This window comes from Methylorubrum pseudosasae, assembly GCF_029504475.1.
In the GTDB taxonomy this organism is placed as follows: Bacteria; Pseudomonadota; Alphaproteobacteria; order Rhizobiales; family Beijerinckiaceae; genus Methylobacterium; species Methylobacterium extorquens.
Genome location: NZ_JAQGDU010000002.1, coordinates 4,165,420 through 4,185,155, shown reverse-complemented (window position 1 = coordinate 4,185,155; position 19,736 = coordinate 4,165,420). Strand labels below are relative to the sequence as shown.

Below are 19,736 nucleotides of genomic sequence, written 5' to 3'. Positions count from 1 at the left end.
ACCCCCGCCTCCGAGCGTAGCCCGGCGCGGATCAGAAATCGCTAAACAGTTCAGGGATCTGGCGTGTGCGAAAACAATGCGCGCGGCCCCGTTTACTGCATAGGCCGCGGCGATTCATTGCGGCCGGGCCTCGAAATCGTCTGCGGCATTTGAGTGACAGACCTCGGCCGACGTGTGCCTCCACACGCGCAAACGCGACCATTGCCGACGAAGCGACTTGCAAAATCCTGAGCGAAGATCATTTTGTGCATTGCGGGAACGCAGACGGCGTCTGCCTCCCGCTGCCCTCTTTGGGCGTTTCCTCCCTAGACTTCGGGCCGCCCTTAGGGGCGGCTTTTTTTTGTTCTAGAGCCGTATCCGGCCTGATTGCATCAGGCCGGCGCCTCTCGGTCCTTGTTTTGACGCGCATTTTCTCGACGAACCGGTGACCACTTCGTCGGAATGCGCTTTGAGTTCAGGTCCATCACCCGCGGGCGCGGGCGCGGATCATGAAGTTGTCGTAGGTGTACTCGGCCACTTGGAACCAGAGGTACTCCTCGTTCCGAAAGGTCTTCATTGCGTCGTAGATCCGCTTGAAGTCCGGGTTCTTGGCTGAGAGGTCGGCATAGACCTCGTTCGACGCCTTCAAGGCCGCCTCCATCACCTCCTGCGGGAACGGGCGGAGCTGCGCGCCGCCCGAGACGAGCCGGCGCAGGGCCTGCGGGTTGCGCGCGTCGTAGCGGGCCTGGACATCGGCATTCACCTGCGCGGCCGCCGCCTGCAGGATGGCGCGGTAGGTCTTGGGCAGGCCCTTCCAGGCGTCGGCGTTGATCCAGAAGTGCAGGAAGGCGCCGCCCTCCCAGAAGCCGGGATAATGGTAGATGGGCGCGACCTTCTGGAGGCCGAGCTTCTCGTCGTCATGCGGGCCGATCCATTCAGCCGCATCGAGCGCCTTGCTCTCCAGCGCGGCGTAGATCTCCGGCCCCGGCGTCGCCTGCACGGCCGCCCCGAGCTTGGCCAGCACCGTGGCGCCGAGCCCGCTAATGCGCAGCTTGAGCCCCTGGAGGTCGCCGACCGTCTTGATCTCCTTGCGGAACCAGCCGCCCATCTGCGCCCCAGTATTACCGCCGGGCAACGCCACCAATCCGTTCTTGGCGAAGATCTCGGCGAACAGCTCCGCCGCGCCGCCCTGGAGCCACCACGCGTTCTGGCCGCGGGCGTTGAGCCCGAACGGCATCGCGGTGGCGAGGGCAAAGGCAGCGTTCTTCGCCATGCCGAAGCTGGCCGGTGCGTGGCCCATCTCGGTCTTGCCGCCTCCGACCGCGTCGAGCAGCCCATCGGCGGGGATCGACTCGCCCGCGGCCGAGACCTGGATCTGGAAGCGCCCGTCGGTCGCCTCGGCTACCGCTTTGGCGAGGCTCTCGGAGGCACCGAACAGGATGTCGAGGTTGCGCGCATAGCCCGAGGTCAGGCGCCAGCGCAGCTCCGGCGTCGGTTGCTGAGCCTGGGCCGGGCTCGCCAGCGATCCGGCGGCGCTCAATCCGGCACCGAGGCCGGCGGTCAACAGGGCGCGGCGTTGCACGGACTTTGGCACGGACTTTTCCATGGATCTCCTGGCTCGTCCCGATCGCTCGGCCGCCCTTCCGTGGGCAGACCGTTGCCATACACGTGAAGCCGGCCATCCGGAAACCGGGTCAGGCCCCGTCGCCTCGCGCGGCGCGGCGTGATAGCAGGCTCGGCGTGAACACCGAAAAGCTCCACCTCCACATCGTCTGCGGCCTCGACGAACTCGTCGAGCATCAGACCCGCGGCGTCAGCCACGTCCTGTCGATCCTCGATCCCGATCGGGCGGACCCCGAGGCGTTCGGCGCCTACGGCACCCACCGGCGCACCATCCTGCGCTTCCACGACGCCATCGAGCCGGCGCCGGGCGTCGTCCTGCCGGAGCGCGAGGACGTCGAGAAGATCCTGGCCTTCGGCCGCGACGCCATCGCCGATGGCGGCGAGATCCATATTCTCGTCCACTGCCATGTCGGCATCTCGCGCTCGACCGCGGCGCTCGCGACCCTGTTCGCCGAGGCCGAGCCCGACACGCCGGCGCAGGACCTCATCGCCCGTCTCCACGCCCAGCGGGAGAAGGCGTGGCCGAACGCGCGCATGATCGCGTTTGCCGACGAGATGCTCGGGCGGCAGGGCAGCCTCAGCGAGGCCGTGCGCCGCTTGCACGCGCTGCAACTGCGCAAGCGCCCGCATCTCGATGGGGTGATGCGCAACCTCGGCCGCGGCGCCGAGGTGGATGCGGCCCTGCGGGACTGATGTTCCGCCTCAGTTCGATTTGCTCAGTTCGATTTGGCCGGCGTGAAGTTGCCGTCGCGCCAGACGTAGAGCACGTAGCCCTGGGCGGTGATGTCGCCCTTGGAGTCGAAGCCGACGGGGCCGAGCACCAGATCGAAGCGCTCGCCGTGCAGGGCCTTGGCGATCGCCGCGGGTTCCGTGCTGTGGGCGAAGTTGCCGGCCTCCACCAGAGCCTGGAGCGCGGCATAGCCGTAGATCATCGAGCCGTCCGCCTCGACGCCCTGCGCCTTGAACTCGGCCACCACACCCTGCGCCTCCGGCTTGCGGCTCGGATCGAGATAGAAGGTCATCAGCACGCCGTTGCTGGCAGGGCCGGCGATCTTGGCAAAATCCGGCGTGGCGATGGCTGAGGTGCCGAACCATTGCGGGCGAAAGCCCCGTTCGGCCGCGATGCGGACCAGCCGGCCCATCTCCTGCGCGTCGCCGCCGTAATAGACCACGTCGATATTCGCCGCCTTCAACCGGTCGGCGAGGGCCACGTCGTCGGCATCGCTCGGCTGGAAGGCCGCCGCCATCGCTTCGTTGACGCCGATACGGTTGAGGTTGTCCTTGGTCGCCGCCGCGAGGGTGCGCGAGGCCGGCGAGAGGTCGTTGAGGATGGCGATCCGCCGGTCGCGGAACCGCTCGGCGAGGATCGCGGCCGAGAGCTTGGCCTGGTCGTCGTCCCGGCCGCAGACCCGGAAGATCGTCGGTAAACCGCGGTCGGTCAGCTTGGCGGCGACCGAGGCCGCGGTGATCATCACGATTCCGTTGGCGGCGTAGACATCGGAGGCCGCGAGCGACGCATTCGAGCAGACATGGCCGACGACGAGCCGCACGCCCGTGTTCACGTAGTGGTTGGCCACCGCCACGGCCTGATTCGAATCGCAGGAATCGTCCTGCACGTCGAGCACGATGGGCTCGCCGTTGATGCCGCCCTTCGCGTTGGCGTCCCGCGCCGCCGCCTCGACGCCGCGCAGCACCTGCGCGCCGACGCTGACGTAGGGGCCGGTGCGCGGCACCGCGACGCCGACCTTGACCTCCGCCATGGCCGGCACGGTCGAGAGCAGGAGCCCGGCCAGCAGCGCGAGCGAGGCCGAACCGAGGGCGAGGGGGCGTCGGACCGTCATGGCGCCTCTTTCCCAGCCCGCTGCCCCTTTGCCAAGGTCTGCCGGTCCGGACCGTTGTGGTCTGTCAGGACGGCCGTCCTGTATCGGCTCCCGTTTCGGGACCGGCACGGGCGCGCATCCGACATCACCTTCGCTGCATGGAATGACGCGGGCCGGGCCTTTGGCAAGTCGCGATCTCGACGAAACGGGGCGGACTTTCGCGGGGGAGGGGGCGTGTACGGTCCATCCGTACCCACACCCCACCTGGACGATGCGCTAGGCTTTCGTTCTTGCATCGTCTTTTTGCGAAAGCCGATGGCCACGGTTCGGGACGATGCTCTACCGCGTGACGGTGTAGATCGAGGCGCCGGCGGCGATGGGCGAGGCCACGGTCGAGAACACGCTCAGCACCTTGCCGAGTTCCGCGAACGGCGAACTCGACACGTAGACGAGGTCGCGGTTCCGCATGCGGAAGCTCTGGGTCAGGAACATGCCTTGCGCGTCGCGCAGGTTCACCCGGTACACCACCGGCACCTGCCCTGAGGCCAGCAGCGGCGAGTTCGGCCGCAGCCGCCGCACCACCGCCGCCGGCTCGTAGCGGAAGATGAACACGCCCGCCGGATCGGCCTGGAACTCGCGCAGGCCGGAGGCGCGTGCCAGTGCCTGCGACAGCGTCAACCCGTCCGCCGTGAACGGCACCTCGGTGGTGTTGCCGAGCGCACCCACGGCCAGGAAGGTCTGCGGGTCACGCACCAAGGTCAGCGTGTCGTCGGGACGCACGAAGATGTTCTCGCGCGGGTTCGAAACGACGGTCGTCATCGGCACGGTGACGGTGCGGTTGCCGCGCGACAGCCGCACGAAGGTCTCGGCCACCGGGGTGCGCACGCCGCCGGCCTGGGCGATGACGTCGAGCAGGCGGTCGCCGCGACCCGACAGCGGCACGCGCTTGCCCATCGCCGCCTCGCCGGAGACGGTGACGGATTGCGAGACCGGCTTGGTGACGGAGACGAGCACCTGCGGCTGGATCGCCTTGCCGGCGAGTTCGGTCTCGATCAGCGCCTGGACGTCCTGAGTACGGCGTCCGACGACCTTGATGCGACCGGCATAGGGAACGGTGATGCCGCCGTCTGGCCCGACCACCTGCTCGGGGATCGTGGCGGACTTCGAGCCGGCCGAGAAGCGGTCGGAGACGAGCGGGCCGGAGAACAGGCCGCCGGCACCGGCCTCCCAGACCTGAACCGCCACCGAGTCGCCGACGCCGATCACCGGCTCGACCGAGGGGCGATGGTCGCCAAAGGTGACGAGGAGGCTGTCGAGGGGGCGGGTGCGCAGGGCCTCGACGAGGGCGGGGGTGATGTCGATGATTTCGTAGCGGGCGAACAGACCTTCGGCGGTGGCGACGTCGGCGCCGCTCTCGATCGCCGAAGTCGTCGGACCCGCGGCCGGCAGGACCGAACATCCCGGCAGGGCGAGGGCGGCGGCAAGGATTGCCAGGGCCGCAGCGCACTTCATCGGAGACTCCATCCGGGTCGAGGCGGGGCGCAGAGCCACGTTCGTCCCTTTTCCGATCGTCACGCAGTCACTGCGATCCATTGAATACGGGCCCCGGCCTGATGCTTGATTGACGCGTACGATGCGCCGACGGCCGGCGAGGGCTCACGCAGCAATGCGTCACCACCGTGGCACGGCTACGCTTATCCCCCAAATCCTCAACGTTTCGGGGTGACGGCGTCCCGCAGGACACAGCCGAGCTGTGCTGCGGTGAGATCGATCCGGGCGGGGGGCGGGCCGCCGTCCCGGCCGAAACGGAACAGCGCGTAATCCGTCGCCATCGGGCCGGATTCCGGCGGACGGAGGTCGGGCAGCGAGGGCGCATGATCGCCGAACACGCAGAGCGTCGCCCGTCGGCCGGCGAGCCCGTCGATCAACCGCTCGATCGCTTGGCCGGTATGAGCGACGTGGTGGAGGTACTGCGCCAGCGGCTCGTCGATGCCGGTGAGCCGACCCGGCTTCCAGGGCCCGTGATTCTCCATCGTGACGGAGAACACGAACGTGCGGCCTTTTGCGCTCCCCCGGCCCTTTGCCACCTCCGCCAGAATGCGCTCGGCGACGGCGACGTCGCCGATATAGGGGCCGATCCGAGGCGCGCCGGCGAAATCCTCTTCCATGACGAGGCGCTCGAAGCCGAGGTGCTGAAACACCCGAGCCCGGTTGAAGAAGTCGCGGTGAAAGGGGTGCACGAACACCGTCTCGAACCCGGCGGCACTGGCGAGCCGGGCGAGGCTGGTCGGCTCCTCGCCCTTGCGCGCGAGATAGGGGTCGTAGCGGCCGAAGCCGAGGCTTCCCGGGTCGAGGCCGGTGAGGACGGCGTGCTCGGAGCGCATGGTGTAGGCGCCATGCGCGGGAACCGCGAGGCGGCCGTACTGCGCCGCCTGCGCCCGGATCCGCGCCATCGCCGGGAGATCCGGAACGCCGAGGCGGGCGGGATCGAGGAAGGATTCGAGCTGGACCACGACGACGACCTCGTCGTCGGGGCTGCCTTCACCGCGCGCCGGCACCGGCCGCGCATCGTCCTCTCCGAGGCGGCGCAGCGCGTAGCCCATCATCGTCGCGACGAGCCCGTAGCGGGCAACGTCGCGAGCGAGGTCCGGGCGCGGGAAGATGTGGCGCAGGGCCCGCTGCCCGAGCGGCGTCAGGCCTGTGAGCGCGAGAGCCGCGAGCGCCGCCGGAAGGCCGAGGATCGCGAGGAGGGATGCGCCCATCCCGCTCGGCAATGCGGCGGGTTCCAGGACGTACCAAGCGACAACGGCAGAGACAGCGAGCAGCAGCGGCCCGGCGATCCTGAGGTCCGTGAGTGGCAGGGTGTAGTAGAGCTGCGGGTGGCGCGGCACCTGCGCGAGCAGCGCGAGGTCGCTGAACACCACCGGCTCACCGATCACCCGGCGCTTCAGCCGGTCCACCACCGAGAGGATGGCGAGCGTCAGCAGGCAGGAGGAGGCCGCGAGCCAGGGGCGCCACGAGAACTGGAACCAGAACAGCGTGATCAGCGCGTAGCCGGTGGCCCGGATCGCCAGATCGCCCGGTCGGAGGCTCGGGCGCTGCGGCGAGGCCGCCGCCTCAATGGCGAAGGCACCGGTCAGCGCGACCGCGAGGGGCACGAAATAGGTCGCGAGGCTCATGCTGTCTCAGCGGCCGGATTCACTGCGCACGCCGCGGCGGGCGCGCAGGCGGCGGATGATCGGATTGATCAGGGCGTAGCGCAGCCGCATCGTCGCGTGACGGACCGCGCCGAGGGCGAGACGCGAGGGCGGCGCGGCGGCCCGGGCCTCGCTGAGCCGGTCGAGCAGTTGCTCGGGCGTGCATGGCTTCATCGCCACCGGATCGAGATAGAGCGGGTAGAGGATCAGCGCACCCGCCACCAGGGCGTCGAGGGACAGCGTGCGACCGCGGTCGGCCCCCGGTGCCAGATCCTCGGTCAGCCCCCAGCCGGCATAAAAGGGGCGGCCGTGGACGGCGACGCTCAGCCCCCGGATCAGCGCCTCGAAGCCTGCCAGCGAGGTCATGGTCTCGACATGGTGGCAGCGGTCGAGCAGGTCGACAATAGAGAGACCGCCGACGACACGGTCGGCGAGCCGCCGCACCTCCTCCTCCGGGATCGCGCCGGGCCGGAACCCGGCCTCGACGTCGGGATGAGGCTTGTAGAGCAGGAAGGCGTCCGGGTTGCGGGCGCGGGCAGCCCGCAGCAGCGCGAGGTTGCCGCGCACCTGCGGCGAACCGGTCAGCACCGAGGCATCGTCTTCGACCTGGCCCGGCACCAGCACGATCCGCCGGTCCGCGGGCCAGTCCTCGCCGACGCCTTCGAGGCCGACATTGTACTTGCTCAGGCGCCGCGCCACGATCGATTCGCGCAAGGCAGCGGCGCGGGCGGTCAGCCCAGGTGGGAACTCGGCTTCCTTCAGCGTGCGGGCCAACCGGCTCTCCACCCGCGGGTCGTAGTAGATGCCGAGATCGTCGACGACGATGGAGGCGCCCGGCTCCAGGCTGGCGCCGAGCCCGACCGAGCGCAGGAAGCCGTCCTCGATCCGCGTGAAGGGCAAGCCGGCCTCCGCACAGAGGCGCGGGAGCTGCTCCGGGCAGCGGGTCGCCCAGGCCTGGACCCGGCCGCCCTGCGCGCGAGCGAGCGCCACCGCCTCGTCCGCAATCATGGTGTGGAGCGGTGGTCCCGCCGGCCCGGTAGAGAAGACATCGAGCGCGGCGCGCTTCCAGCCGGACACGCCGACGAGGACGACGCGGCGGTCGTTGCCGAGGAAGCGGTCGCGCAGCCACGCCACGCGCTCTACCGCGTCCGCGAGCGGGATCGGCCGGCGCGTCCACGGATCGAAGCCGTGCACGCCGATGCCGTAACGGAGCGCCAGGAACGCCGCCGCATCCGCCGGGCGCGGACCCGCCGCAGGATCGGGGCAATGGGTCTCGAAGCCGGCCAGTGCCGGCTCGCAGGCCGCGTCCCATCGCGCCACGTGGATGCGCGCCGCAAGCGGAAACAGCAGCCACGGATCGGCCGGGTCCGCGATCACGGTGAGCCGCGGATTGGTGGGCGCGCCATCACGCGGGCATCCGTCGGGGCCGGCGGCAACGAAGTGCGTCCCCGGATTCTCGGCGAGAAGCCGCGTCAGGAAGCCTCGCAGGGCCGCGCCCGACGCGGCGGTTTGCGGATCGATCAGGGCGAGGCTGGGCCGAGTCTGCCCTGAGAAGAGATCGGCCGCTCGATCCGGAAGCGAGCGGGCGAACCGGTTGAAGCCGGCGAGGCCGCGTGCGCGCAGAAGGTCGCCGAAATCCGGGGAGGGGGGCTCGCCTCCGAGGGGCCGGCCGGCATAGCTGAGGCGAAGGCTCGAAAGGCCGGCCTCCGGCGAATCGTAGGGGCTGAGGAGCGGACCCGGCGCAACCCGCAGAACCGCCTTGCCGTCCGCTGCCGTCGCGGACCACAGGGCCGGCGGGCCGGGGGAGCGGAAGGTCAGCGATGCGCCCGTTGCCGCCTCGATCTGCGCGCGCAGAAGCCGGACCGTCCGGCCGAGCGGCAGGTAGGTGCGGGGCAGCCCGGTATCGCCTTGCGGCTCGATGGGGCGCAGGTCGGTCATGGCCGGTCGATCATGGCGGGGCCTGCTCCATAGCCCAAGCCTCGTCCTGGGCCCAGGCCGGTCCGAGCATGGGCTGCGACTTCCTATGCGCCGACACCGGCGGTACGGCGCGCTTCGGCCACGGCTGTGCAGAACGCACTTTTCCGGGGATGGATTGGCACCGGACACAACGGAGCCGCAATCTGGCGCGAGACGTGCCTCGACCGATCGTCACAGTCGTGGCGTGATCGATCGGCAACGGAGGCTGCAAATTCTCCCGGTCGCCTCGCGCAGCGGTTGTCGTTCGTGGGACTATCGTGAGAGGCGTTCGGCCAGATGACGCAACGCACACCGCTTCACGACTAGGGATAGAGCGCCTGGGAATGACGCAGCCTCGTGCCCATGCCATAGGCCCCCGCGCCGCCACCTTCCTGTTCCTGCAGGGGATCGCCTCCCCGTTCTTCTCGGTCCTCGGCAGCGCCCTGCGCGAGCGCGGCCACGGGGTTCGCCGCATCAATTTCTCGGCCGGCGACTGGTTGTTCTGGCCCTTTCCCGCCGACCACTACCGCGGCAAGCGCGACGGCTGGGACGCCTATCTCGAAGCCTATATCCGCACGCATGCCGTCACCGACATCGTGCTGTTCGGCGATTGCCGGCCCTACCATCAGGCGGCGGTGCTCGTCGCCAAGCCGATGGGCGTGCGCATCCACGTGTTCGAGGAGGGCTACATCCGGCCCTACTGGATCACGTGCGAGGCCGGCGGGGTCAACGGCAACTCGACCCTGCCGAAGCGGGCGGAGGAGATCCGGGAACTGGCGCGCAAGCTGCCGCAGCCCGGACGGGCCATGCCGCTCACCGGAGATATGGGCCGGCGCAGCCTGTGGGATATCAGCTTCAACATCGCCAATATCGGCTTTCCGTACCTCTATCCGGGTTTCCGCACCCACCGGCCGAACCACATCGCCGCCGAATATGCCGGCTGGATCCGGAAGTTCGTGCGCCGCCGCCGCACCCGCCGCGAGGCGGCGCGGGTGAACGAGATCTACCACGCGATCAACGCCGATTACTTCCTGCTGCCGCTCCAGCTCGACAGCGACTACCAGATCCGCGTCCACTCGCCGTTCCTCGGCGTCGAGGGCTTCATGGACCGGGTGATCGCCTCCTTCGCCAAGCATTCGCGGGCGCCGACGCGGCTGCTGGTGAAGCTGCACCCGCTCGACAGCGGCATCATGAACTGGCGCAAGCGCGCCCGCCAATCGGCCAAGCGCCACGGCTGCAACGACCGGCTCGACTTCATCGACGGTGGCGACCTGCCCAAGCTCATCGACGGCAGCCGCGGCGTCGTGCTGGTGAACTCCACCGTTGGGATGCTCGCCCTCGAGCGCGGACGGCCGACGCTGGCCTTCGGCTCGGCGGTCTACAACATGCCGGGCCTGACCCATCAGGGCGACATCGACACGTTCTGGGGTGCCCCGCAGGCACCCGACGCGGCTCTGATGCAGGATTTCTTCCGGGTCGTCATGCACCGCACCCAGATCAACGGCGGCTACTTCTCCCGCTCGGCGATCGAGCGGGCGGTGGCCGGCGCCGTGCCGCGTCTCGAGGCGGCACTACCGCCTGCCGCATTGGCTGCCGCCCGCGACACGCTGGAGCAGGCCGGCCGCGACGGAAACCTCTCCCCCGCCTATTGACCGCCGGCCTTCGACACGGTCACGACCCGGCTCCTCAGCGGAAAGACCTCCCCTCCTTGCCCGTCATCTTGATCACCGGTGCCTCGAGCGGCATCGGCGCAGCCCTCGCGCGCTTCTACGCCGGGACCGGTGCGAGCCTCGTGCTCACGGGGCGCGACCGGGAACGGCTGGAGGCGGTGGCGCAGGAATGCCGGACGCGCGGGGCCGTGGTGCTGACCCGGCTGATCGACGTGCGCGAACGGGAAGCGGTCGGCGTCTGGATCCGCGAGACCGATGCGGCGACACCGCTCGATCTCGTCATCGTCAACGCCGCGGTGAACGGCGGGCACCCGTCCGGCGGCCTGGAGACCGAGGCGACGGCCTTCGAGACGGCGGACATCAACCTCACCGGCGCGCTCAACGTGATGCTGCCCTGCGTGACCCTGATGACCGGACGCGGCCGGGGGCAGATCGCGCTGATCTCCTCGCTGGCCGCCTACGCGCCGCTGCCCGACGCCCCGGCCTATAGCGGCGCCAAGGCGGCTTTGCTCGCTCACGGCCTCGCGCTCCGCCAGAAGCTGAAGCCGCTCGGCGTGCGCCTCAGCGTGGTGACGCCGGGCTACGTCAAGACGCCGATGGGCGGGGTCATCAAGGGCTGGCGCCCCCTGGAAATGTCGGCGGACGAGGCCGCCGCCCGCATCGCCCGTGGGCTGGAGCGCGACCTCGACGTGATCGCTTTCCCGGCGATCCTCGCCGCGCTCGCCCGCGGCGCGCTGTTGGTGCCCGAATGGCTGCGCAGCGCCGGTCTCAGCGGCTTCCGTTTCCGCAACCGGCCGCGGCGCTGATGCCGCCCCTCCGGATCGCCCTGTTCGCGCTGGAGGCGCTGCCGAACGCCCGGGCCGTGCGTCGCTTCGTGGCGGATCACGCGGCGGCGATCGCCATCGTCGGCCTCTCCAACGCCGAGCGGCCGGCGACGGGCGGGCTCGTCGGTCAGGTCCGGCGGCATCTCGCCCGGTCCGGCCCCGGCTTCCTGCCCTATCTCGGCGTCAATTTCGGGCTGCCGGACCTGCTGCGCCCGCTCGCGCCCCTGACCCAGCGCCTCGCCCGCAGCCGCGAGACGCCCGAGGCGACGCCGCTCGCCGCTTTGTGTCGCGAACTCGGAATTCCGACACTGCGGGTCGATGATGTGAATGGCGATGATGTCGCCAGAAGCTTCGCGGCGCACGCACCCGACCTGATCGTCACCTTTCACTTCGACCAGATTCTGTCCGCGGCGACGCTCGCGCGTGCGCGGCTCGGCGGGATCAACCTCCACCCGAGCCTGCTGCCGCTCCATCGCGGCCCCGTGCCGACGATTCACGCGCTGGCGGACGGGAAGGGGGAGTTCGGCGTCACCATCCATCGCCTCGCGCCCGCGATCGATGCCGGGGCGATCCTGGCTCAGGAAGCGGTCGCGCTACCCGACGGCACCACAGCCACGCGCGCCGCCGTGCGCTTGCACGAGCACGGTCGCCTCCTGGTCGATCGCGTGCTCGGCGAGATCGCCGCCGAGGGGACGATTCCGGCGGGTCGAACCGTTCCGGTGCTGCCCTATCGCGGCTTTCCCGACCGGGCCCTGCTGGCGCGGATGCGCCGTGAGGGCCGGCTCCTCACCGACGGGCAGGACCTGCGGGACGCGCTGACGCTGTCCCGCAAGGGGTGAGGCTCACGCCCGCAGGGCGGCGTCGAGATCGTCGATCAGATCCTGCGCATCCTCGATGCCGATCGAAAGGCGCACGACCTCGGGGCCGGCGCCTGCCGCCCGCTTCTGCTCGTCCGTGAGCTGGCGGTGCGTGGTCGAGGCCGGGTGGATCACCAGCGAGCGGGTGTCGCCGATATTGGCGAGATGGCTGAAGAGCTGGAGGTTCGAGACCAGCTTCACGCCGGCCTCGTAGCCGCCCTTGAGGCCGAAGGTGAACACGGCACCCGCGCCCTTGGGCGTGTAGCGCTGCGCGAGCGCGTGGTAGCGGTCGCTCGTGAGGCCGGGATAGCTCACCCAATCGACGTTGGCGTGGTCCTTAAGGAAGGTCGCCACCTTCAGGGCGTTATCGGAGTGGCGCTGCATCCGGAGCGGCAGGGTCTCGATGCCGTTGAGGATCAGGAAGGCGTTGAACGGCGACAGCGACGGACCGAGATCGCGCAGGCTCAGCACGCGCACGGCGATGGCGAAACCGAAATTGCCGAAGGTCTCGGCCAGCACCATCCCGGCATATTCCGGCCGCGGCTCCGACAGCATCGGGTAGCGCGCATCGCCCTGCCATTGGAACGTGCCGCCATCGACGATGAGGCCGCCGATGGAATTGCCGTGGCCGCCGAGGAACTTCGTGGCCGAATGCACGACGATGTCGGCGCCGTGCTCGAACGGCTTGATCAGGTACGGCGTCGCCATCGTGTTGTCGACGATGAGCGGGATGTTGTGACGCTTGGCAATCACCGAGAGCGCGGCGATGTCGGTGATGACCCCGCCCGGATTGGCGATGCTCTCACAGAAGATCGCCTTGGTGCGCGGGGTGATGGCGCGCTCGAACGAGTCCGGATCGTCGGTGTCGGCCCAGACCACCTGCCAGCCGAAGTTCTTGTAGGAGTGATTGAACTGGTTGATCGAGCCGCCGTAGAGCTTGTTGGCCGCGATGAACTCGTCGCCCGGCTGCATCAGCGCGTGCAGGGTCAGGAATTCGGCGGCGTGACCCGAGGCGACGGCGAGCGCGGCGGTGCCGCCTTCGAGCGCGGCGATGCGCTCCTCCAGCACGGCGTTCGTCGGGTTGGTGATGCGGGTGTAGATGTTGCCGAAGGCCTGGAGCCCGAACAGCGAGGCGGCGTGGTCCACGTCGTCGAAGACGAAGCTCGTCGTCTGATAGATCGGCGTCGCCCGCGCGCCCGTGGCCGGGTCGGGGGTCGCGCCGGCGTGGATCGCGAGGGTGTTGAAGCCGGGCTGGCGGTCGGTCATCGAAAAACTCCTCAAGACGCGTCGTTTACGCCCGTGCTCTTCGGCGGTGCAAGCGCCCGAAGCCGCTTGGGCGGCTTCGCCGCGCGAAGAGTGCGGCGCGGAGCGGGCTTTTCAGGACTTCGGTCCTGAGAAGCATCGAGCGGAACGGCAGCCTGAGGCCGCGGAGGCGGCCGCCGGCGCTTGAGGCCGGAGAAAAGAAAGCGGAGCGGTCGCTCCGCGACCTGCGACCTTGCGCATCGGCCCATGGCCACCGTGCCAGGCCGGACCCGACGGAGGCCGAAACGTCCGAATGGTGCGCCGGGGTAACGATCGATCGGGAACGTTGCGGCACTGCACAGCGCTCAAGCGCAGCAGTCTAGACATGTTCGCATCTGCCATGTCACAGAGCCGCGCGACCCAAAAGGTAATCCGGTGACCCACGGTCGCATTGATTGCCCCGGCGCGATGGTGTCTGCCGTTGCGTCAGATTTCGAATTTGAAAGCCTTCAAGGTGCGCGCGGGCGAAATCGCCGGAGTGCTGCCCGGAAAGGCTCGGCGCGGCGGCTGACGGGAGGACCACCTTGGCGGACGAAGGGCCTCAGGGCACCAAGCGAGATTTCCTGTTCCTCGCAACAGGCGCGGGATTGGCCGTCGGGGCCGGCGCGGTGGCGTGGCCCTTCGTGGCCTCCATGGCGCCCGATGCGGCCACCGTCGCGGCCGGCGCGCCGCTCGACGTGGACCTCAGCCCGATCCAGGACGGCCAGATCGTCAACGTGTTCTGGCGCGGCAAGCTGATCTTCGTGCGCAAGCTCACGGAGAAGGAAGTCACGGACATGAAGGCCGTGCCGCTCTCCGAGATGATCGACCCGGCCGCCTTCGACACGCGGGTGAAGAAGGGCCACGATCAGTGGCTCGTGAGCTACGGCAACTGCACCCATCTCGGCTGCGTGCCGATCGGCCATTCCGGCAATTACGAGGGCTGGTCCTGCCCCTGCCACGGCTCGCAGTTCGACGCTGTCGGCCGCGTGCGCCGCGGCCCGGCGCCGACCAACCTGCCGATTCCGCCCTACGCCTTCGAGTCCGATACCAAGATCAAGATCGGCGAAGAAGGCGGCAAGGCGGTCGCCTGACAACAGGACACGAGAAGCCGGAGCGGGCAAACCGATGAGCAGCGCACACGCGACCTCGACCTACGTACCCAAGAGCCGCCTCGCGAAGTGGTTCGAGTCACGGCTGCCGCTGGTCGGGCTGGTGCACTCGTCCTTCGTCGCCTTTCCGGTTCCGCGTAACCTCAACTACTTCTGGACGTTCGGCGCGATCCTGATCGCCTTCCTCGGCATCCAGATCATCACCGGCGTCTGGCTGGCGATGCATTACGATCCGAGCGCGGGCAACGCGTTCGAGAGCGTCGAGCACATCATGCGCGACGTGAATTACGGCTGGCTCTTGCGCTACGCGCACGCCAACGGCGCGTCGATGTTCTTCGTGGCGGTCTACGCCCACATCTTCCGCAACCTCTATTACGGATCCTACAAGGCCCCGCGCGAGGTGCTCTACCTGCTCGGCGTCATCATCTACCTTCTGATGATGGCCACCGCCTTCCTCGGCTACACCCTGCCGTGGGGCCAGATGAGCTTCTGGGGCGCCACCGTCATCACCAACATCCTGGCGGCGATCCCGGTCGTCGGCGATACGATCCAGAGCCTGCTCTGGGGCGGTTACTCGGTCGGCAACCCGACCATCAACCGGTTCTTCTCGCTGCACTTCCTGCTGCCGTGGATGATCGCCGGCGTCGTCGTCCTGCACGTCTGGGCGCTGCACGTGACGGGTCAGAATAACCCGGCCGGCATCCCGATCAAGTCGAGCAAGGACGCCGTGCCCTTCACCCCCTACGCGACCATCAAGGACGTGTTCGCGGTGGTGGTGTTCATGATCCTGTTCGCCTGGTTCATCTTCTACCAGCCGAACTATCTCGGCCACGCCGACAACTACGTCCCGGCCAACCCGTCGGTGACGCCCGCGCACATCGTGCCGGAATGGTACTTCCTGCCCTTCTACGCGATCCTGCGTGCGGTGCCGGACAAGCTCGGCGGCGTGATCCTGATGTTCGGCGCGGTGCTGATCCTGGCCTTCGCGCCCTGGCTCGACACCTCGCGGGTCCGCTCCTGCAACTACCGTCCGGTCTACCGGGTGTTCTTCTGGGTCTTCCTGGTCAACGCCATCATCCTCGGCTGGCTCGGCGCCAAGCCTCCGGAAGGCGGCTATGTCCTCGCCTCGCGGATCTGCACCATCTACTACTTCGCCCACTTCCTCATCGTCATGCCGCTGGTCGGCCTGTTCGAGACGCCTGACCGCCTGCCGGGCTCGATCCTCGAGACCGTGACCGGTCCGGGCAAGCAGGTGAGCGGATCCGGCATGCCCGCGGGTGCTGCGGCCGAACCGGCCAAGCGCGCCTAAGGCCCGAGGGAGAGAACAACGATGCGCATCGCACGCCTCTTCGCCGCGACCCTGCTCGCGGCCTCCCTCGGTGCCGGCTCGACTCTGGCCGAGGACGGACACGGCACCAACCCGCCGCGGGAAAAGTGGAGCTTCGCCGGCATGTTCGGCCGGTTCGACCAGGCGCAGCTTCAGCGCGGCTTCCAGGTCTACAAGGAAGTCTGCGCGAGCTGCCACTCGATGCGGCTGGTCGCCTTCCGCAACCTCGCGGAGCCGGGCGGACCCGGCTTCACGGAAGGGCAGGTCAAGGCGCTCGCCGAGACCTACAGCGTGAAGGAGCTCGACGATTCCGGTGCCGAGAAGGAGCGCCCGGCCCGTCCGGCCGATCGCTTCCCGTCGCCGTTCCCGAACGACAAGGCTGCCGCCGCGGCCAATGGCGGCAAGGCGCCGCCGGACTTCTCGGTGCTGGCCAAGGCCCGCACCTATGAGCGCGGCTTCCCGCTCTTCGTGTTCGATGCGCTGCCTTTCACCGGCTATTCCGAGCAGGGCGTCGATTACATCCACGCGCTCCTGACCGGCTACGAGGAGGCCCCGAAGGGCTTCACGATGCCGGATAGCGGCTACTACAATAAGTACTATCCCGGCCACGTGATCGCGATGCCGCCGCCGCTCAGCGACGGCCAGCTCACCTATCCGAAGAACGACAAGGGCGAGCCGGTCGTCCCGGAGACGGCGGACCAGTACTCGCGCGACGTGTCGGCCTTCATGGCCTGGGCGGCCGAGCCGCACATGATGGCCCGCAAGTCCCTGGGCCTTCGGGTGATCCTGTTCCTCTTCGTCCTGGCGGGTCTGCTGTTCTACGTGAAGAAGCAGGTCTGGAAGAAGGTCGGCGGCGAGGTGCACGGCCTCCAGCCCGAGCTGCACAAGACCTACTGAGCGAAAGCTCTCACGATCGAACCGACGAACGGGCCCCTCGCGGGCCCGTTTGCGTGTGGGGGAACGCCTAAGGTAAAGGTTCCGCAGCCCCGGGCGAACCGATTCGGGCACAATTAAAACGTCATCGCCGGGACTTACGACGCTTTGCGCAGAGCGGATGCGCCGCGTGCCTTTCGGCCTTGGCCACAATCTACACACAAGGGATTATTGCATGACGGCAGCGGTTCTCGGCGTGATCGGCGGCTCGGGCGTCTACGACCTGCCTGGCCTGGAGGATGTCCGCGAAGAGGCGATCACGTCGCCCTGGGGCGAGCCCTCCGACGCGCTGCGGATCGGCCGCATCGGTGGGACCAAGGTGGTGTTCCTCGCCCGCCACGGGCGCGGCCACCGTTTCTCCCCCACCGGCATCAACTACCGCGCCAACATCGACGTGCTGAAGCGCGCAGGCGTGACCGACATCGTCTCGCTCTCGGCCTGCGGCTCGTTCCGCAACGAGCTGCATCCCGGCCTGTTCGTGCTGGTCGATCAGTTCGCGGACCGCACCGTTGGGCGCGCGACCTCATTCTTCGGCAATGGCTGCGTCGCCCATGTGCCCTTCGCCCACCCGGTCGGGCCGCTGCTGCAGCGGCGCATCGCCGCCGCGGCGGAAGCCGAGGGCATCACGGTCCATAAGGGCGGCACCTACGTTTGCATGGAGGGGCCGCAATTCTCCTCCATGGCCGAGTCGAAGCACTACAAGGCTGCGAATTTCGACGTCATCGGCATGACCAACATGCCGGAGGCCAAGCTCGCCCGCGAGGCCGAGATCACCTACGCCACCATCGCCATGGTGACGGACTACGATTGCTGGCACCCGAGCCATGACAGCGTGGACGTGGCCTCGGTGATCGCCGTCGCCCGCGCCAACGCCGACAAGGCGGCCCAGCTCGTGTCCCGCGTCGCCCGCGACTTCCCCGAAGAGCGCGAGGAGTGCCCGGCGGGCTCGCACCGGGCGCTGGACGGCGCGATCATGACGGCACCCGCGCACCGTGACCCGGAGCTGCTGGCCAAGCTCGATGCGGTGGCCGGGCGTGTGCTGAACGGCTGACGGCTGCTTCGGCGGACTGCCTCATCAATCGATGATGCGTCCGCCGCTCCCAGTCTGCGGGGAGAGGCAGGCGCTCGCCGCGACGGAGAGCGCCTGCAACGAAATCAGCGCGCGCAGCCGTTCTCGCGTTCCTGGCGCTGGATGTCGGCGATGTCGGCGCGCTGGCGGGCGGAGAGCGGCACGTCGGCCAGTTCGTCGTACTTGCAGCCGGAATTGCCGAAGGCGCGGATCGCGCGCTCGGTGCGGAAGCAGTAGCCGGCATCCTTGTAGATCGCGTTGCGCTCGCCCCACAGCTCGTCGCAGGGGAAGGCCGCCAGAACGGGCGAGACCGTGAGCGACACAAGAACGGCGGCGGCGAGGAAACGCATAGAGAAGGCTCCGAGCCGTCGGAGCCGGGCGTCCTCAGGCGGTCTTGAGGGTCAGTGAGCGGCTCGGCTCGCGGCCGAACCCGCGGATCTCCAGGCGGTCGCCTGCGATCTCCACCACGGCGAAGGCCGAGCTGTCCGGCGTGTCTACCATGCCGTGAAAGTTGACGTAGTGGATTCCGTCGCGCTCGGCGTAGTTGCCCGCATGATTGTGACCGTTGAAATAGGCGATCACGTGCGGCTGTCCCGCAAGAAGACTGGTGAGCCGGCCGGCATCCCAGAGATTGTGCGGATTGTCGGGTGCGATGGGGTAGTGGTTGAGCACGACGACCCGCTCGCCGGCCGTCCGCGCCGCCGCCAGCCTTCGCTCCAGCCACGCGAACTGCGACTCGCTGAGCGACCCGTTCCAGGGCTTGGCGTTGATGAGGCCCGCCGCCTTGGCCTGCTCCAGGCGCTCCGCCGCCAGCGTCCGGCGCGGATCGCCCGGCAGCGGGGCGAACAGCGAAACGTCGTTGCCGTCGAGCACGACGAAACGGATGCCGGCCACCACGAAGTCGTAGTACGACCCCTCCATCCCGAGCAGGCCCGGCACCCGCCCGCGATGCTCGGGCGCCACCGCGAAATCGTGGTTGCCGAGCAGGAACCGGGTCTCGTGGCGCAGCGTCTGGTAGATCGGCAGGATGCGGTCGTAGCTCGCCACGTCGCGGTCGATGATGTCGCCTAGGGTCACGACGAAGCGCAGATCCTCACCGTTCAGGGCAGCGACGGCCGCGCGCATCTTGTCGAGGCTGTTGGCGTAGTAGCGGCCGAGCGTGGGGTTGGGCGGCGCCTCGGCATATTGCGGATCGGCGATCACCCCGAAGCGCAGCGGCCCGTCGGCGGCTCCGGCTCGGGCAGCAAGGAGCGCGGCGCTGGCGGCGAGGACGGAACGGCGGGATAGCATGCGGCTTCTCGGCATCGGTGACCCCGGCAGGCTGGCGCGCCGGCATGACCGGCGGATGACGCCAAGCGTCGTCCCATGCGGGTTCAGGCAGGATCGCTGCCGAGACCACCGTTCAAGACCCTTCCCCCGCCGGGCAAAACCACACTACAAGGCAGGCCCGGCCGGCCGCTAAGGCCTGCTGCCCGTTTCAGGATCAGACACCCGTATCCGATGCGTACAGCCAGCATCAGCCGCCGCACGGCAGAGACCGACGTGTCCGTCTCGATCGATCTCGATGGCACCGGCAAGGCCACGATCGCGACCGGCGTCGGTTTCCTCGACCATATGCTGGAGCTGTTCGCCCGGCACGGCCTGTTCGACGTGACGATCAAGGTCGAGGGTGACCTGCACGTCGATCAGCACCACACCACCGAGGATACCGGCATCGCGCTGGGCCAGGCGGTGGCTCAGGCGCTCGGCGACAAGCGCGGCATCGCCCGCTACGCCGACATCCACCTGCCGATGGACGAGACGCTGAGCCGTATCGCAATCGACATTTCCGGCCGTCCCTTCCTCGTGTTCCGCACGAGCTTCCGCGTCGAGAAGATCGGCCAGTTCGACACCGAGCTGGTGCGGGAGTTCTTCCAGGCCTTCGCGATGAATGCTGGCATCACGCTGCACGTCGATACTCTCTACGGCGAGAACGCGCACCATATTGCCGAGAGCGTCTTCAAGGGGCTGGCCCGGAGCTTGCGGAAGGCCGTCGCCATCGACCCGCGTGAGGATGGCCGCGTTCCCTCCACCAAGGGATCGCTCTGA

General features: G+C 68.8%; 17 protein-coding genes. 9 read left to right on the top strand and 8 right to left on the bottom strand.

Going from position 1 to position 19,736, the window contains the following annotated elements:
* Positions 1-463: 463 nt before the first annotated feature.
* On the bottom strand, positions 464-1,585 hold the full coding sequence (locus M2437_RS20740; RefSeq protein WP_253388560.1) for a TRAP transporter substrate-binding protein: 1,122 nt from the start codon (positions 1,583-1,585) through the stop codon (positions 464-466).
* 134 nt (positions 1,586-1,719) lie between these two features.
* Between M2437_RS20740 and M2437_RS20735 the strand changes: the two genes are divergently transcribed.
* A complete protein-coding gene (locus tag M2437_RS20735; protein ID WP_253388559.1) occupies positions 1,720-2,295 on the top strand; it encodes a tyrosine phosphatase family protein in 576 nt (191 codons plus the stop codon).
* 23 nt (positions 2,296-2,318) lie between these two features.
* Here M2437_RS20735 and M2437_RS20730 read toward each other — a convergent pair whose 3' ends face one another.
* The 4 genes from M2437_RS20730 to M2437_RS20715 form a co-directional block, all read right to left on the bottom strand.
* The gene (locus M2437_RS20730) at positions 2,319-3,443 is read right to left on the bottom strand and encodes a branched-chain amino acid ABC transporter substrate-binding protein (RefSeq protein WP_253388558.1); all 1,125 of its coding nucleotides are present in this window, start codon (positions 3,441-3,443) and stop codon (positions 2,319-2,321) included.
* 318 nt (positions 3,444-3,761) lie between these two features.
* Entirely contained in the window at positions 3,762-4,934 is a 1,173-nt protein-coding gene (locus M2437_RS20725) for a polysaccharide biosynthesis/export family protein (protein WP_253388557.1), read from the bottom strand.
* 197 nt (positions 4,935-5,131) lie between these two features.
* Positions 5,132-6,601, bottom strand: coding sequence for an LTA synthase family protein (locus M2437_RS20720; protein WP_253388556.1), 1,470 nt, complete (start codon positions 6,599-6,601; stop codon positions 5,132-5,134).
* A 6-nt stretch (positions 6,602-6,607) separates the two neighbouring features.
* The gene (locus M2437_RS20715; RefSeq protein ID WP_253388555.1) at positions 6,608-8,557 is read right to left on the bottom strand and encodes a capsular polysaccharide export protein, LipB/KpsS family; all 1,950 of its coding nucleotides are present in this window, start codon (positions 8,555-8,557) and stop codon (positions 6,608-6,610) included.
* Positions 8,558-8,919: 362 nt separating this feature from the next.
* On the opposite strand from M2437_RS20715, the gene M2437_RS20710 reads away from it, so the two are divergent.
* From M2437_RS20710 to M2437_RS20700, 3 genes are read left to right on the top strand one after another with little or no spacing between them, the layout of a single operon-like run.
* Positions 8,920-10,227, top strand: a complete 1,308-nt coding sequence (locus M2437_RS20710; RefSeq protein ID WP_253388554.1) for a capsule polysaccharide biogenesis protein — start codon at positions 8,920-8,922, stop codon at positions 10,225-10,227.
* 56 nt (positions 10,228-10,283) lie between these two features.
* Positions 10,284-11,051, top strand: coding sequence for an SDR family NAD(P)-dependent oxidoreductase (locus tag M2437_RS20705; protein WP_253388553.1), 768 nt, complete (start codon positions 10,284-10,286; stop codon positions 11,049-11,051).
* Positions 11,051-11,908: a methionyl-tRNA formyltransferase gene (locus tag M2437_RS20700; RefSeq protein WP_253388552.1), complete on the top strand. Its 858-nt coding sequence runs from the start codon at positions 11,051-11,053 to the stop codon at positions 11,906-11,908. The genes M2437_RS20705 and M2437_RS20700 overlap by 1 nt, the downstream gene beginning before the upstream one ends.
* A 3-nt stretch (positions 11,909-11,911) precedes the next feature.
* Here the strand turns inward: M2437_RS20700 and M2437_RS20695 are convergent, their stop codons facing one another.
* A complete protein-coding gene (locus M2437_RS20695) occupies positions 11,912-13,192 on the bottom strand; it encodes an O-acetylhomoserine aminocarboxypropyltransferase (RefSeq protein ID WP_253388551.1) in 1,281 nt (426 codons plus the stop codon).
* A 560-nt stretch (positions 13,193-13,752) separates the two neighbouring features.
* Here M2437_RS20695 and petA point away from each other — a divergent pair.
* From petA to M2437_RS20675, 4 genes are all read left to right on the top strand, one after another.
* A complete protein-coding gene (gene petA, locus M2437_RS20690; protein ID WP_012253951.1) occupies positions 13,753-14,301 on the top strand; it encodes a ubiquinol-cytochrome c reductase iron-sulfur subunit in 549 nt (182 codons plus the stop codon).
* Between the two features lie 34 nt (positions 14,302-14,335).
* Positions 14,336-15,628 (top strand): cytochrome b, encoded by a 1,293-nt coding sequence (locus M2437_RS20685; RefSeq protein ID WP_003597348.1) that lies wholly within the window; start codon positions 14,336-14,338, stop codon positions 15,626-15,628.
* Positions 15,629-15,649: 21 nt separating this feature from the next.
* Positions 15,650-16,543 (top strand): cytochrome c1, encoded by an 894-nt coding sequence (locus M2437_RS20680; RefSeq protein ID WP_253388550.1) that lies wholly within the window; start codon positions 15,650-15,652, stop codon positions 16,541-16,543.
* Positions 16,544-16,754: 211 nt separating this feature from the next.
* Complete coding sequence (locus tag M2437_RS20675) at positions 16,755-17,630, top strand: S-methyl-5'-thioadenosine phosphorylase (protein WP_253388549.1); 876 nt, start codon at positions 16,755-16,757, stop codon at positions 17,628-17,630.
* 104 nt (positions 17,631-17,734) lie between these two features.
* On the opposite strand, the gene M2437_RS20670 is transcribed toward M2437_RS20675, so the two are convergent.
* Together M2437_RS20670 and M2437_RS20665 are read right to left on the bottom strand one after the other, a co-directional pair.
* Positions 17,735-17,998 (bottom strand): YARHG domain-containing protein, encoded by a 264-nt coding sequence (locus M2437_RS20670; protein ID WP_253388548.1) that lies wholly within the window; start codon positions 17,996-17,998, stop codon positions 17,735-17,737.
* A 34-nt stretch (positions 17,999-18,032) separates the two neighbouring features.
* On the bottom strand, positions 18,033-18,938 hold the full coding sequence (locus M2437_RS20665) for a metallophosphoesterase (protein ID WP_253388547.1): 906 nt from the start codon (positions 18,936-18,938) through the stop codon (positions 18,033-18,035).
* Positions 18,939-19,148: 210 nt separating this feature from the next.
* On the opposite strand from M2437_RS20665, the gene hisB reads away from it, so the two are divergent.
* Positions 19,149-19,736 (top strand): imidazoleglycerol-phosphate dehydratase HisB, encoded by a 588-nt coding sequence (gene hisB / locus M2437_RS20660; RefSeq protein ID WP_253388546.1) that lies wholly within the window; start codon positions 19,149-19,151, stop codon positions 19,734-19,736.